The organism is Bacillus sp. AMCV2, from assembly GCF_056033925.1.
On sequence record NZ_JBVYIB010000002.1, the window covers coordinates 3,398,342 to 3,412,094 of the forward strand.

Annotated in this window: 15 protein-coding genes; 3 read left to right on the forward strand and 12 right to left on the reverse strand. The window is 43.9% G+C overall.

All coding sequences use genetic code 11. The features are described from left to right. Positions 1–38 precede the first annotated feature (38 nt). Together AC0OMA_RS17625 and AC0OMA_RS17630 are read right to left on the reverse strand one after the other, a co-directional pair. The gene (locus AC0OMA_RS17625) at positions 39–989 is read right to left on the reverse strand and encodes a LacI family DNA-binding transcriptional regulator (RefSeq protein WP_181220178.1); all 951 of its coding nucleotides are present in this window, start codon (positions 987–989) and stop codon (positions 39–41) included. A 205-nt stretch (positions 990–1,194) separates the two neighbouring features. Continuing rightward, on the reverse strand, positions 1,195–1,770 hold the full coding sequence (locus AC0OMA_RS17630) for an LOG family protein (RefSeq protein WP_474222304.1): 576 nt from the start codon (positions 1,768–1,770) through the stop codon (positions 1,195–1,197). Positions 1,771–1,886: 116 nt separating this feature from the next. On the opposite strand from AC0OMA_RS17630, the gene AC0OMA_RS17635 reads away from it, so the two are divergent. Beyond that, entirely contained in the window at positions 1,887–2,207 is a 321-nt protein-coding gene (locus tag AC0OMA_RS17635; RefSeq protein WP_015483742.1) for a MazG nucleotide pyrophosphohydrolase domain-containing protein, read from the forward strand. A gap of 26 nt (positions 2,208–2,233) precedes the next feature. Here the strand turns inward: AC0OMA_RS17635 and AC0OMA_RS17640 are convergent, their stop codons facing one another. Both AC0OMA_RS17640 and AC0OMA_RS17645 read right to left on the reverse strand, forming a co-directional pair. Further along, positions 2,234–3,826 carry a SulP family inorganic anion transporter gene (locus AC0OMA_RS17640; protein ID WP_474222305.1) on the reverse strand — a complete coding sequence of 531 codons (1,593 nt, stop codon included), beginning with the start codon at positions 3,824–3,826 and terminating at the stop codon, positions 2,234–2,236. 18 nt (positions 3,827–3,844) lie between these two features. After that, complete coding sequence (locus AC0OMA_RS17645) at positions 3,845–4,438, reverse strand: beta-class carbonic anhydrase (protein ID WP_010886620.1); 594 nt, start codon at positions 4,436–4,438, stop codon at positions 3,845–3,847. A 381-nt stretch (positions 4,439–4,819) separates the two neighbouring features. Here AC0OMA_RS17645 and AC0OMA_RS17650 point away from each other — a divergent pair, with 381 nt between their 5' ends. Continuing rightward, the gene (locus AC0OMA_RS17650; RefSeq protein ID WP_100505863.1) at positions 4,820–5,797 is read left to right on the forward strand and encodes an NAD(P)-dependent oxidoreductase; all 978 of its coding nucleotides are present in this window, start codon (positions 4,820–4,822) and stop codon (positions 5,795–5,797) included. 37 nt (positions 5,798–5,834) lie between these two features. Here AC0OMA_RS17650 and psdB read toward each other — a convergent pair whose 3' ends face one another. From psdB to psdR, 4 genes are all read right to left on the reverse strand, one after another. After that, complete coding sequence (psdB, locus tag AC0OMA_RS17655) at positions 5,835–7,775, reverse strand: lantibiotic ABC transporter permease PsdB (RefSeq protein WP_474222306.1); 1,941 nt, start codon at positions 7,773–7,775, stop codon at positions 5,835–5,837. After that, a complete protein-coding gene (gene psdA, locus AC0OMA_RS17660) occupies positions 7,750–8,529 on the reverse strand; it encodes a lantibiotic ABC transporter ATP-binding protein PsdA (protein WP_003228167.1) in 780 nt (259 codons plus the stop codon). Before psdA ends, psdB begins: the two co-directional genes overlap by 26 nt. An 82-nt stretch (positions 8,530–8,611) precedes the next feature. After that, complete coding sequence (psdS, locus tag AC0OMA_RS17665) at positions 8,612–9,682, reverse strand: two-component sensor histidine kinase PsdS (protein ID WP_322839823.1); 1,071 nt, start codon at positions 9,680–9,682, stop codon at positions 8,612–8,614. Further along, positions 9,676–10,389 (reverse strand): two-component system response regulator PsdR, encoded by a 714-nt coding sequence (psdR, locus tag AC0OMA_RS17670; RefSeq protein WP_047183246.1) that lies wholly within the window; start codon positions 10,387–10,389, stop codon positions 9,676–9,678. The genes psdS and psdR overlap by 7 nt, the downstream gene beginning before the upstream one ends. A gap of 146 nt (positions 10,390–10,535) precedes the next feature. On the opposite strand from psdR, the gene AC0OMA_RS17675 reads away from it, so the two are divergent. Next, the gene (locus AC0OMA_RS17675) at positions 10,536–10,745 is read left to right on the forward strand and encodes a lipoprotein (RefSeq protein ID WP_003243327.1); all 210 of its coding nucleotides are present in this window, start codon (positions 10,536–10,538) and stop codon (positions 10,743–10,745) included. A 35-nt stretch (positions 10,746–10,780) separates the two neighbouring features. On the opposite strand, the gene AC0OMA_RS17680 is transcribed toward AC0OMA_RS17675, so the two are convergent. Genes AC0OMA_RS17680 through mgfK form a run of 4 tightly spaced genes read right to left on the reverse strand, consistent with a single transcriptional unit; the run spans position 10,781 to position 13,753 of the window. Then, positions 10,781–11,545 carry an arylamine N-acetyltransferase family protein gene (locus AC0OMA_RS17680; protein WP_080344232.1) on the reverse strand — a complete coding sequence of 255 codons (765 nt, stop codon included), beginning with the start codon at positions 11,543–11,545 and terminating at the stop codon, positions 10,781–10,783. Further along, entirely contained in the window at positions 11,546–11,803 is a 258-nt protein-coding gene (locus AC0OMA_RS17685; RefSeq protein WP_003219835.1) for an HPr family phosphocarrier protein, read from the reverse strand. Positions 11,804–11,826: 23 nt separating this feature from the next. Beyond that, positions 11,827–12,777 (reverse strand): DNA-binding protein WhiA, encoded by a 951-nt coding sequence (whiA, locus tag AC0OMA_RS17690; RefSeq protein WP_003228147.1) that lies wholly within the window; start codon positions 12,775–12,777, stop codon positions 11,827–11,829. Positions 12,778–12,799: 22 nt separating this feature from the next. Then, on the reverse strand, positions 12,800–13,753 hold the full coding sequence (gene mgfK / locus AC0OMA_RS17695; RefSeq protein WP_003244450.1) for a gluconeogenesis morphogenetic factor: 954 nt from the start codon (positions 13,751–13,753) through the stop codon (positions 12,800–12,802).

The following is a 13,753-nucleotide window of genomic DNA, read 5'->3' on the forward strand; positions in this document are numbered from 1 at the left end:
ATCCTTTTCACCCTGTTACCGATAACAGAATAAGGCGCTTACAGCGTTGATTGTCGTACAATTAGCTCTGGTTCAAAAAATAGGCTTCCTTGTGCAGCACCGTCTTCATTCATTTTTTTCAGCAACATTTTCGCACAGGCTTCCCCCATTTCAACAACAGGCTGTCTGACCGTAGTCAAGCGCGGCGAGGAGATGCGATCAAGAAACACACCGTCATTCCCGGTAACCGCAACGTCTTCTGGAATTCGCTTTCCAAGGGATTGCGCCGCACGAATGACGCCGAGCGCGATTCGATCAGATGCGCAGACAAATGCGGCCTGATTGTCCATGGATTTCAGCAGTTCTCTTGCAAGGCATTCACTTTTCTTAGAACTGTTGTCGATCCGAAACATATTCGATTTTTTAAAGCTTTTATTCATTGCCCGTATATACCCCTGTTCTCTTGCACGTTCGAAAGGCTCATCTAAATCAATGCCAAAAAAGACAACTTCCCGCTCCCCCAGCCCCATAACATGGCGGGTTGCCATAAAGGTGCCTTTCTCGTTATTCACATCGATAAAGTCATAGCCCATTTCATTTTGTCCAAATACGACGAGTGGCTTCTCAAAAGCTTTTATTACACCTTCAAAATCGTTCTTTCTCAAGCCGGTGGCAATAATGCCGTCACATTGGCCAATATTAAGAGAATTTCTTGTCACAAGCTGGAGAGCATAGTGATTGCGATCCAGCTCCCTGCTGATTCCTGTCAGCAGGTTCATGTAATATGGTTCTGTCGTATCCATTTCCTCAAGTATCAATAGTTTCACAACCTGTGTTCTGTTTTGCACGAGCGCTCTCGCCGCATAATTAGGGATGTAATTCAGCTCTTTCATCGCAGAATGAACAAGCTTTTTCAATTCATCTGTCACCGTCTCAGGGTGATTGATCACTCGTGATACCGTCATTTTCGAAACATTTGCTTTTTTCGCCACATCTGACAATGTTGCCATTTTCATCCCCTCCTTATCTGTGCTTATTATCCAAACTAGTGATAAAGTCCTCTATTACTGCTAAATATACGATGCAGGCAAAAGAGAAATAAAAAAGAGATTTCCCTTAAGGAAACCTCACTTTGTTAAAAACACTCGATTTTTCATGGATTCATACGCTAGGTGGCAGACTCATTCTCTCCACTTCCACGAGAAAGTCTCTTTTTTAAATTTCTGTCCACTTTTTTTCTAAAATCGGATAAGAGTAACTTTGCATTTGCTCAATTAACTCATCCGGCCGTGACGAGCTGTGAATCAGTTTTAGGTGCGATTCGTTAGAAAACCCTTCTTGAATGCTGTATTTCACCATTTTCATCATTGGTTCAAAATATCCGTTTACATTGTACAGTCCGATTGGCTTTTGGTGGATGCCGATCTGTGCCCAGCACAGCACTTCAAATAATTCTTCATATGTACCGAAGCCGCCCGGCATCGAGATAAAGCCGTCCGCCAGCTCGCTCATTTTAGCCTTTCGTTCATGCATCCCGTTTACTTCAATCAGCTCAGTCAGATTTTGATGGACAACCTCCCCGCTGAACAAACCGCTCGGCATGACCCCGATTGCAGTTCCGCCGTTTTCCATAATCGCGTCAGCAATCGTGCCCATCAAGCCTACGCGGAAGCCCCCATAGACAAGGCCGATTCCCTGCTCAGCCATATACACGCCAAGCTCTGCCGCTTTTCTTTTATACGCTTCATTTCCCCCAGGGTTTGATCCCGCAAATACACAAATGGTTTTCATCTTGTCATCTCCGCATCTATATATCGTGTTAAATATTCAAAAACACACTATATATTGTCCCATCTTCATGTGATAATATCAATATGAAATACATAAAGAATGCAGGAGTGATGAGGTTGCAGCTGGCTGATGCAGAAAAATGGATGAAAGAGTTTTACGAGAAAAGAGGCTGGACAGAATACGGACCTTTTATTCGCGTCGGCTTTTTAATGGAGGAAGCCGGAGAACTGGCCCGGGCTGTCAGGGCGTATGAAATCGGCAGAGACCGGCCGGATGAGAAAGAATCGTCACGCGCTGAGCTAAAACAAGAATTGATTGAAGAAATGGGAGATGTCATCGGAAATATCGCCATTCTTGCTGATATGTATGGTGTCTCTTTAGAAGACGTCATGAAGGCCCACCAAGAAAAACTGACAAAACGATTTGAGCATGCATAAAAAAGCGGCCGCGATGGCCGCTTTTTTTAACCTGTGATTTCATCATGGTGATCAAAGAAATGCTGCTTTCCTATTTTGTGAAAAAGGCCTGTTTTATGCAGCAGCTCCTTCGGCTGCGATTGCAATCCTACAATCATCAGCTTTCCATTGTGGCGCTTAATTCGATTCATAATGTTCCCAAGCACCGCTTCAGCTGACGTATCCATATAGTGCACCTTATTCATGAGCAGAATGAGGGTTTTCGGTTTTTTCTGTACATGCTCCAGCAATGACGATTCAAGGGAATCAATTGATCCGAAAAACAGCGGCCCTTCTATGGCATACATGCTGACAGATGGATCTTCTCTCTTCGCCAGAACAGGATGCGATTCCTGATTGTGGATGCGGGTCGCTTCGCTCATTCTTCTGATAAAGAACACAAATGCAAGCAGCAATCCGGTTGCCACACCGATGATTAAGTCAAACAGAACCGTAAGGGCGAAGGTCGCCGCCAAAATAAAGGAATCAGCATTTTTCAGTCTCAGCATGTTTGCGACTTCCTTGCGCTCACTCATATTCCATGCGACCACCATGAGAATCGGTGCCATACTGGCGAGCGGCACATGGGACGCATAAGGCGCAAATACAAGCAGGACAAGGAGAACGACTACGCCGTGAACGACGCCGGAAACTGGGGAAACCGCTCCGTTTTTTATATTGGTCGCCGTTCTCGCAATCGCTCCTGTAGCCGGGATTCCGCCAAACAGGGGCGCTGCCATATTCGCAATCCCCTGGCCGACAAGCTCCTTGTTGCTGTCATGCTTTGAGCCCTTCATGTTATCAGCGACCATTGCGGACAAAATCGACTCAAGTCCTCCAAGAAGCGCGATGACAAGCGCAGCTGGAAACAGCATAACCATTTTATCGAAAGTAAGCTCAGGAAACTGAAATTCAGGCAAATGGCGGGGGATTTCTCCATAAGTTGACCCGATCGTTGCCATGCGGTCAGGGAAAAAGACAACCGCGACCACTGTGGAAATAAGAAGCGCCAACAAAGCGCCCGGCACTTTAGGCATCACCTTGGCGGATACAAGCAAAATGACGAGCCCGATCACAGCTGTCAAAATGGCATACACGTTAAAGGTGCCGAGCTGCTGCACAATTTCAAACATGTTGTGATGAAAGTTCTCATGTTTTTCAACATTTCTCAATCCGAGAAAATTAGCGATTTGTTCCGTAAAGATCAGCACGGCAATTCCGGCTGTAAAACCGACGATAACGGGTTTGGGCACGAATTTCATTATTTTTCCGAGCTTAAACAGCCCAAACAGTACCAGCATCACTCCTGCCATAAACCCCGCAATCAGCAGATTTTCCAAGCCGTACTGCATGATAATGCCGAATAAAATCGGGACAAAGGCGCCCGTCGGACCGCCAATCTGATATTTTGATCCTCCAAACAAAGAAATACAAATCCCTGCTATAACAACAGTGTATAGCCCATATTCAGGCTCGACTCCCGAGGCAATGGCAAACGCCATTCCTAAAGGAATTGCCACGACACCTACTACGATACCTGCAATCAAGTCTTTCTGAAATTTCTGCAAATTGTACCCCTTGAATCTCCCTGAGAATCGCATATTTTCTTATAACCTCCCTTATGAGTGATTGTTTATAAGCTCAGTTTCATAACCGTTAATGACCACATCAAGTTTTCCTGTTTCAGGATGAATGACAAGTCCGTGAACCGGCACTTTTTTCGGAAGCAGCGGATGATTCTTAATCATGTTCACACTGTGGGAAACGCTTTCTTCCACGCTGTGAAAACCGGTCAGCCACGTTTTCAAATCGAGTCCGGCGCTCGTCAGCAAATTCAGGCAGCTATCCTCCACCCCGCGTTCCTTTGCTTTCTCAAGAATCGAGGACGCATTCAGCCCTGACATTCCGCATTCATGATGGCCGACAATGCATACCTCTTCAGCCTGCAATTCATAAATCGCGACCAGTATGCTTCGCATCACGCTTCCAAATGGGTGAGAAACGATGGCTCCCGCGTTTTTTACAATTTTAGCATCACCGTTTTTAAGCCCCATTGCTTGCGGAAGAAGTTCTGTAAGCCTTGTATCCATACAGGTGACAATGACGAGCTTTTTCGAAGGAAACTTTGTCGTTTTGTACGGTTCATACTTCTTCTCACTGACAAACCGCTGATTGTGTTCCAAAATTGATGTTAAAGAAACCATTTGATTCATCTCCCATCCATATGATTTTGCAAGCCTTCTTACCCAGCTTACAGTAAGGAATTATAGCATAGGAATAAGCCAAGAAAAGGCTTTCAAAAAAAGACACTATAATTGGACTGTAGAATCAAAACATAAACATTTATATCTTTCAAAGATAATAAAATTTATATTTAATGAATCCTATAATCCGGCTGCAGCTCGCATATTGATGATTTGTCTGACAAAAAATATGGGTGAATTCTGATAATTAAAAAACTTTTTTAAGCAGATTTAGCTGTTCGATCTTCATTTTAAGTTCAAAAGAACCAGAAACTAAAAAACGCAGCTATATTTTTAACATCTATTTATTTCCGATATAATGAAATAGACAACAGCCATAAAGGGGGAGCCTTGTTGAAACCATTTGTATTTATCACAAAACCGATTCCTGAAGAGATTGAAGCATTCATCGGTGAACATTGCCGTTATGAAGTATGGCAGGAGGATACGCTTCCGAGTGACGTGCTACTTGAAAAATTAAAAGAAGCGGAGGGGCTTTTAACATCAGGGACGTCCGGACCGTCAATCAATCGTGAGTTGCTGGAACACGCGCCTAAGCTCAAAGTGGTCAGCAACCAATCAGTAGGCTACGATAACTTCGATATAGAAGCAATGAAAGAAAGAGGAGTCGTCGGGACTCATACACCTTATACACTGGATGACACAGTTGCAGATCTGGCTTTTTCACTGATTCTATCTTCCGCCAGACGTGTTGCCGAACTGGACCGTTTTGTCAGAGCAGGAAAATGGGGAACCGTGGAAGAGGAAGCACTTTTCGGAATTGATGTTCATCATCAAACGTTAGGCATTATCGGCATGGGCAGAATTGGAGAACAAGCAGCGAGACGCGCCAAATTTGGTTTTGATATGGAAGTGCTTTATCATAACCGACATCGCAAACAAGAAACAGAAGACAGCATCGGCGTTAAGTATGCAGAGCTTGATACATTGCTGGAGCAATCTGATTTTATTCTTCTCATTACGCCGCTGACTGATGAAACCTATCACATGATAGGAGAACGCGAATTTAAGTTGATGAAGGATTCAGCAATTTTCGTCAATATTTCCCGGGGAAAGACAGTTGATGAAAAAGCACTGATTCGCGCTCTTCAGGAAGGCTGGATCAGGGGAGCCGGCTTAGATGTATACGAAAAAGAGCCTGTCACCCAAGATAATCCGCTCCTGCAGCTGGATAATGTCACGCTGCTTCCTCATATCGGTTCAGCAACAGCTAAAGTGCGCTTCAACATGTGCAAACAGGCCGCCGAAAATATGATTGCAGCCATTCAAGGACAAACACCGAAAAATCTCACAAGAGAATTTCAATAAATCAAAAATCCGGTCTGATAACAGACCGGATTTCATATTACATACGCTGAAGAACAGCACGCTTATAAATATGACGGGTGACGATATAATAAAGAGCCTGGAATACAAAATAAATGAAGATGACAATTACGGCCTCAAGAAATAAATTGGAATTCAGCATATTACTTAACGCTGCATACGCAAAGCCGGCGTGAATCGTACCTGCGATAAATGGGATGAAAAATAAAAATCCTATTTGCTTTCCAAGGATCGAGTGAATCTCTTTGTCCGTAACCCCTATCCTTTTTAACGCTAACACCTGCACTCTCGTATCTTCTATTTCCGTAAACATCCGCAAATACAGCATGCTTCCTTGCACGATAAAAAACAGCACGCTGACAAACAGACCAATAAACAGCATTAATGCAACTCCCTGCTTCACAATTTGATAACTAGGAGCACGTGTTTGAAAATCAGATGTATGTTCTTTCGGCACCATGTTTTCAAGCTTTTCAGAGACACCCACCGTCTCCTGCCAATGCTCAAGCTCATAACCTACCATTCTCATCTGTTCCTTCAGCGGCACATCCTGTGACAGACTGTCAAAGCTCTTTTCGCTGACAACCAATAAACGGCTGACTCCATCGACAGACATCAATATCCCTTTGTTTTGCTGCTTTTTCATGACGTAGGAAAGAGTTTTTCCTGACTTCATATGAAATGCTGCTGTTTCCCCTTCTCCAAATGTGTCTTTCACCATCATTTGAAAAGAAACATTAATAAATGCTTCATTTTCTTGTAAATGAATAACTGGGAACCCTTTTTCCTTTGCGACTTGATTATAGACTTTTTCTGAAATCAGCAAAGCTTCCGCTTCCATCTTCTTATTTCCATACGGCAAGTCTGACTGAAAAGTGACAGGAATCCCTGTGGCATCCACCTTATACTTGATAACAGCATGAGCTTTTTTCAATGTATTCTCAGCCGTCTCAGGCTTCATGACCTGAAAGCGGGAAGCATCCTTTTCCACCCAGGAAACAGACTGAGGAATGCTTTGCTCCTCCTGCCTTTGTAAATCGGAATAAAACATATAGATGACACCTGTAGCTGTTAATATGACCGCTGTAATGACAGAGGTTAAAAACAGCATGCGTGCATGATCCTTCAGCCTGAATATCATGTTGGAACGCACAATGATATTTGTGCCTTTGTAGAAGCTGTGTTTCTTTCGGTACAGCATGCGGAAAAACGCCACACTGCTTTGGGTAAAAAAGAAATACGTGCCAATTAACACTAAAATCAAAATTGGAAAAACCCGAAACATCATGTCAATTGCATTGGCTGTTGCAGATAGGTAATAACCGCTGCCAAGACATAGCAAAGACAATACAGTGAGCCATTTCGAATAAACCGGCAAACTTTTCGGCTTTTTGGCCGATTTAATCAGTTCAATGATTTCCAGCTTCCGAATCCGTCCCAGTGATAAAATGAGCAGCGTCTGAAACAGGATGAGAAAGCCAGCAATTGTCATCACAAACGCTTTCGGCACAATGGCAAACGAAATCGGCACCTTCACGCTGAGCATCCATGTCATGATCATAAAAAACAGTTTTGAAAATAACAGGCCTGCTCCAATGCCGGCCGCAATCGCCGCAAGAGAAATAAGTGACTGCTCATAATAAATCATCTTGCGAAGCTGCTGCTTTGATGTGCCAAACAGTGTCAGCAGCCCAAACTCTTTCTTTCTTGCCTGCAAAAACGCTGAATTGGAATATGTGATGAAAAATATACAAAACACAATGATGACGACAAGAGCTGCGCTCAAGCATGTTTTGACAAGGCTTCCGCCATATATATTGTCTTCATTGACATCAGGATGAAAAATAAATGATGTGAAGACAAAAAACACCGAAACGGCAAACACACAGCTTAAAAAGTAGGCCACATACCGTTGCAGATTCCCAAGAATGTTTTTACGGGCGATAGTTCTCAAATTCATGAAAATCGCCTCCCAACACACTCAAGGTATCCAATATACTTTGATAAAACACCTGCCTGTTTGTTCCTCTGTGAATCTCTGAAAAGAAACGTCCGTCTTTAATAAAAACAATTCGTTTACAGAAACTTGCTGCTGTGGCATCATGCGTAACCAACAGAATCGTCGCTTCCTTTTCCTCATTCAGCTGAGCCAGTGTGTTCATCACTTGCTTTGCCGATTTTGAGTCGAGGTTTCCTGTCGGTTCATCGGCAAGAATGAGCGCCGGATTGTGAATAATCGCTCTGGCACAAGCTGCCCGCTGCTGCTGTCCGCCCGACACCTCATATGTGCGGTGATCGAGAATATGCTTGATTTGCAGCGTATCCGCCAGTTCATCCAATCGGGCTTCCATTTCTCTCAGCTTAACCTTATCCAATGCAAGCGGCAAGAGAATATTTTCACGAATCGTCAGCGTATCAAGCAGATTAAAATCCTGAAAGACGAAGCCGAGTTCTCTTCTGCGAAACAAAGCCAGCTCTTGGTCCTTTAACGTTTTCGGCTGAATGCCGTTGATCATCATCTCGCCCTGGGTCGGCTTATCAATGGTAGCCAGCAAATTCAGGAGCGTGGTTTTTCCGCTACCCGACGGCCCCATAATCCCGACAAATTCTCCTTTTGACACACTGAGATCAAAGGCGCTGAGCGCTTGGTATGATATTGTTCCTTTATTTGAATAGTACGTTTTCGATAGGTTCGTTGTTTGCAACACGTTCATGTTCTGCTCCTCCTTTTTCTTTATTATAAAAAGGAAGTCAGCATCCTCCCATCGAACTTTCTTGCAATTCCGCTCCCCAACCTTACAATGCTGTCACATTCACGAGGGTGTCACTTGAAAACACGATGGTCATCACAGTGCCAGCCCCTTCTTTTGATTCCGCATACAGCTTATGGCCGAGACGGCTGCACACCTGTTTTGCTAAATAAAGGCCCATTCCAGTTGCCTCTTTCATGGTTCGTCCGTTTTCTCCGGTAAAAAACGCGTCAAAAATCCGCGGCAGATCCTGCGGCGGTATGCCGATTCCTTCGTCGGCAACCGACAATCGCGTCTCATGTCCCTGTGTTTCAATCCGGATTGTAATAGAGTCTCCGACACCTTGCTTTGAATATTTTAAGGCGTTGAAAAGGATTTGCTCGACAACAAAGGAAAGCCACTTTTGATCGCTGGAAATCTGAACAGCATTTGTCGGCACATGTAATGTTGGAAAAAGGCGTCGCTTAATAAACTGACGTTTTTCCTGATTGATCAGTGAACGAACCATTTCTGCCAAATCAAAGGTTTGCGGCTTTACATCAAATGCAAATTCCTCCAGCCGGGCCGTTTGCAGCATCATATCAAGACCGTGGCGAAATCTCTCATTCTCATCCTCCAGCTCCTCTAAAAACGTCGGAAAAGAGGATGAAGTTCCGTTTTTTCCTTCCTGAATCATTAAGGATATGACGGATACCGGTGTTTTCATATGGTGGACCCATTGGTTGGTGAAGGTATAATGCTGTTTTTGCTGATTGATATATTGTGAGAGCCTGCTTTCGTATTGCTGCCCGAGTGCGTTGATCATTTTCGTCCAAAGCGCTTGCTCTCCTGTTCTTGGCTTTCGGGCTTTCAAAGACTGTCCGATGTCATTCGAAGAAGAGGCTTGTTCTGCAAGCTTTTTAACATATGTGAGAAAGGAAAATTGCCGAACATAATCAGCAGCAAAACCTGCGGCTAAAAGAGTACCGGGCAAAATCCATATGTACATCATATTTTCTTTGGAAGGTTCTGCGCCGCTCTCTACAATGCTTAAATACGCAATCAGCATGGCGGACCCTATCCCTAATAATGAAAATAGAATAATGGCTAAGCGGTCGATGAGATAAGTCTTTAACACTCCGCTTCATCCTTCCGATTGACTTGAAATTGATAGCCTTGTCCTCTGATTGTGGAAATGCAATCTGTCAGTCCTGCATTCTCCAGTTTTCTCCGCAGCCGGTTGACATTGACCGTTAACGTATTGTCATCGACAAAATCAACGTCATCCCATAACGCCTCCAATAGTTCATCACGAGAGACAATTTTTTTATGCTCCCTCACAAAAATCGAGAGAAGCTGGAATTCTTTTTGGGAAAACAAAATCCGGACGCTGTTCCACTCCGCTTCATTTTGATCAGGATAAATCGTTAGCCCGCCAAGCTCCACTATTCTGGATTCCTGCGGCAAAGAGGGCGAGTATTCACCATATGTGCGGCGCAGGACGCTTTTGATTTTGGCCACCACTACCTCTAGATGGAACGGCTTTGTGATATAATCATCGCCGCCATTTTCAATCGCCATTACCTGATTCAGCTCATCGGTCCGTGCCGATATAAAGATAATCGGCGCATTGGAAATGGTACGGATTTGCCTGCACCAATAAAACCCGTCAAAAAAAGGCAGGTTGATATCAAGCAGCACAAGATCAGGCTTCATTTCTGCAAATTCCAATTTTATATCATTCAGCTGTTCAGCAATTTTCACTTCATATCCGTATTTTTGAAGATGACCGCCCAGCAAAGAAGCAATCCGCTCATCATCTTCCACAAGCAAAATCCGATACACGTTGATCCCCCTTATATGTACATCACGATGATTTTTCTAGAAGATTCCAAAATTATTATAGCATGTGCGGAATAGTAAATCGGTCTTTTTCTTTTCGTTATGATAGAATGATAAAGGTAAAAATTTCATAATAGGCAGGTGTCGTGATGAAGAAAATCATGCTGTTTCTGGCAATGACGTCAATTCTTTCAGCATGTCAGCCCAACTATACCGGGAAATACATAGAAATTGGGGATACACTAACTGACTATACCAAAGAGTGCTTTAAAGAGAATGAAATTCCTTATAAATATGAAAAGGGAAAACTGTATATCCCAGAAGACGCATTTGATACAGCAATCTACACTTGTTCATAAGAAAAAGCTTGCAGATAACCTGCAAGCTTTTCACGTTACAAAAAATGAGTATTTAATTTCTCTTCAAATCCTGAAGGGCCGATGTCGCTTTTTTGAATGTTACCGCCGTTTTCATAAATCGTAAAATGGCGCTCTGACATGACCATCCTTCCGCTCGGCGTCAGCTTTGAGGCAAGCAGGGACTTGTTAAAAGGAGATTTTTCATGAGAGTGAATGATGTCCTTCATGTTATCTAAGTCCCCGAGATCACTCTCTTCAAGAGTAAAGGCGTACCCAATTTGCCAGCCTTCTCCTTTGTCCATCAGCAGAACATGGCTGCCCTTTTCTGTCTCTTCTTTTTTGATTCGGAATGACCCGACTGGTGACTGTACCGTTTCTCCGGAAAGCGGTATCGGCTGGAGCGCCAGGTTGATGCCGAAGCCGATATCAACGAGGTAATCGCCGTTTTCCGCAGACAGCCATACAGCAGCATGCGTCCCTTCTAGTGCCCATCCCTCTTGATTGCCTGCATAAACCGTTCCTCGAATGAGCTTCACATGAAACCCGGCCTCACGCAAGACAAAATAAAGGAAACCATTTAGATCGTAGCATAGGCCGCCGTGCTGATCTTTGAGCAGACGTCGCCATAGCTCTTCTTTTGTGATCTTATAATTCTCTTTTGCAAGTACGGCACGGTTTTCGAATGGAAAACGGTATGCCATTGCTTTGAGAAAAAGGGGAAGATCGCCGAAGCTGACATGATCTTTCTCCCAGCCAATTTTCTGAAAGCAGTCTTTTAGAAAGTCACTCATTTTTATCACCTAAACTTCTTCTTGAACGTAAGCAGCCAGCTTCTCCAGCGCCTCTTGTTCATCTTCTCCCTGGGCAATCAAGGTAACCTCAGTGCCTGTGCTTACCGCAAGGCTCATCAGCCCCATGATGCTTTTGGCGTTTACTTTTTTCCCATCCTTCTCTAGAAACACATCTGACGTAAACCGGTTTGCTTCTTGTACAAACAAAGCAGCAGGACGTGCTTGCAGTCCTGTCTTTAATCGAACTTCCACTTTCTGTTGAACCATAAGATCTCCCCTTTTCTTTACGGTTATTTTAAAGTGACGGTTTGCCCTGTCCGCAGCTGTTCTGCGATTTCGTCAAGTTTTCTCAGCCTGTGATTGATCCCTGATTTGCTGATTTTCCCGCTTGCTACCATTTCCCCCAGCTCTTTCAGCGTCACTTCCTGATAATCAATCCGAAGCTGCGCAATTTCCCGAAGTTTTTCAGGCAGCGCCTCCAGGCCGATTCTTTCATCGATGTATTTAATATTTTCCACCTGTCTCAGCGATGCGCCGATCGTTTTGTTTAAGTTGGCTGTTTCACAATTGACGAGGCGGTTGACCGAATTTCTCATGTCCCGAACGATTCTGACATCCTCAAATCGCAGAAGCGAATTGTGAGCACCGATTACGTTCAGAAACTCTGTAATCTTTTCAGCCTCTTTTAAATAGGTAATATAGCCTTTTTTCCGTTCGAGCGTTTTGCTGTTTAACTGAAACTCATTTAACAGGTCACATAATGAATCGTTATGCTCCTTATAAAGAGAGAAGATTTCTAAATGATACGAGGAGGTTTCCGGGTTATTGACCGAACCTCCTGCCAAAAATGCTCCTCTCATATAAGAACGCTTGCAGCACCTCTTTTTAACCAGCTCTTTCGAAATACTTCGTTCAAACACAAAGTTCTCCCCGAGTATTTTTAAATCCTCTAAGATCGTTTTTGCATTTTCTGAAAAACGCACAATATAGACGTTATTCTTTTTCAGCCGCATTTTCTTTCTGACCAGCAACTCGACCGACACATCATATTGTTTTTTCAGCAATGTATAGATGCGGCGGGCAATGGCCGCGTTTTCGGTTTGAACATCGAGTACGAGATGGCGGTTTGTAAATGATAAGGCTCCATTCATCCGAATGAGTGCGGACAGCTCGGCATTAATGCAGCAGTCCTTCACTTCCAGATTCGTTAATTCTTTTTTTGTTTCTGATGCAAATGACATATAGCCACCTCATTTCAAGGCTTCATTCTTTCAGTAAATCAACAAGAAGAGAGGCCACTTTATGTGTATCGTGACGTATTACGTCATTTTTATACGTTACAATTTGATCTCTGATGACTTCAAGCCCCATCGCTTTCAGCTCTTCAATATCAAAATCAACAGGACGCGCAGATTCCATTTCGTACTTACGTTTTATTTCGTCGGGAATGTCTTCACTGTTCACTAATATCGTATCAATAAAACCGCAGCCCATATGCTGATTGAGCGCTTTCACATGATCAGCAGCGGTGTAATGGAGCGTTTCGCCGGGCTGAGTCATCACGTTGCAAATGTATACTTTTTTCGCCGGCGCCTTTATCACTTCTTCCCCGATTTTTGGGACGAGTAAATTGGGAAGAATGCTTGTATAGAGGCTTCCCGGGCCGATAATAATCAAATCCGCTTCCCTGATCACGTCTATTGTTTCCGGCAGCGGATCAATCTGTTCAGGCGTGAGAAAAACACGCTTAATACGCTGTCCGTATTCCGGGATCGTTGACTCGCCTGAGACCACGCGGCCGTCTTCCATCTCAGCATGCAAAACGACACTGGCATTGGCAGCCGGCAAAACCTTTCCTCTTACATTCAGCACCTTGCTCATTTCAGTGACAGCGTGAAAAAAATCACCGGTTATATTTGTCATCGCTGCCAAAATCAAATTCCCGAGAGAATGGCCTGTTAAGTCATTCCCTTTATTGAAGCGGTGCTGAAAAAGATCTTCAACAAGCGGCTCCACATCGGATAAAGCGGCAAGCACATTTCTGATGTCTCCGGGAGGCGGAATTTTCAGTTCATTCCGCAGACGGCCAGAGCTTCCGCCATCATCGGCAACTGTTACAATGGCCGTGATGTCAACAGGTTTATGCTTTAGGCCCCGAAGCAATACAGAAAGACCTGTACCGCCGCCAAAGATTGCGATTTTCGGCTTTTGTCCCAT

What these genes read in the sequence shown, in the direction of transcription:
- AC0OMA_RS17630 (WP_474222304.1), bottom strand. Translation starts at nt 1,770, where the DNA reads ATGAAAACCATTTGTGTATTTGCGGGATCAAACCCTGGGGGAAATGAA.
- mgfK (WP_003244450.1), bottom strand. Translation starts at nt 13,753, where the DNA reads ATGGGACAAAAGCCGAAAATCGCAATCTTTGGCGGCGGTACAGGTCTT.
- psdA (WP_003228167.1), bottom strand. Translation starts at nt 8,529, where the DNA reads ATGAACGTGTTGCAAACAACGAACCTATCGAAAACGTACTATTCAAAT.
- AC0OMA_RS17675 (WP_003243327.1), top strand. Translation starts at nt 10,536, where the DNA reads ATGAAGAAAATCATGCTGTTTCTGGCAATGACGTCAATTCTTTCAGCA.
- AC0OMA_RS17625 (WP_181220178.1), bottom strand. Translation starts at nt 989, where the DNA reads ATGGCAACATTGTCAGATGTGGCGAAAAAAGCAAATGTTTCGAAAATG.
- AC0OMA_RS17685 (WP_003219835.1), bottom strand. Translation starts at nt 11,803, where the DNA reads ATGGTTCAACAGAAAGTGGAAGTTCGATTAAAGACAGGACTGCAAGCA.
- whiA (WP_003228147.1), bottom strand. Translation starts at nt 12,777, where the DNA reads ATGTCATTTGCATCAGAAACAAAAAAAGAATTAACGAATCTGGAAGTG.
- AC0OMA_RS17640 (WP_474222305.1), bottom strand. Translation starts at nt 3,826, where the DNA reads ATGCGATTCTCAGGGAGATTCAAGGGGTACAATTTGCAGAAATTTCAG.
- AC0OMA_RS17645 (WP_010886620.1), bottom strand. Translation starts at nt 4,438, where the DNA reads ATGAATCAAATGGTTTCTTTAACATCAATTTTGGAACACAATCAGCGG.
- psdB (WP_474222306.1), bottom strand. Translation starts at nt 7,775, where the DNA reads ATGAATTTGAGAACTATCGCCCGTAAAAACATTCTTGGGAATCTGCAA.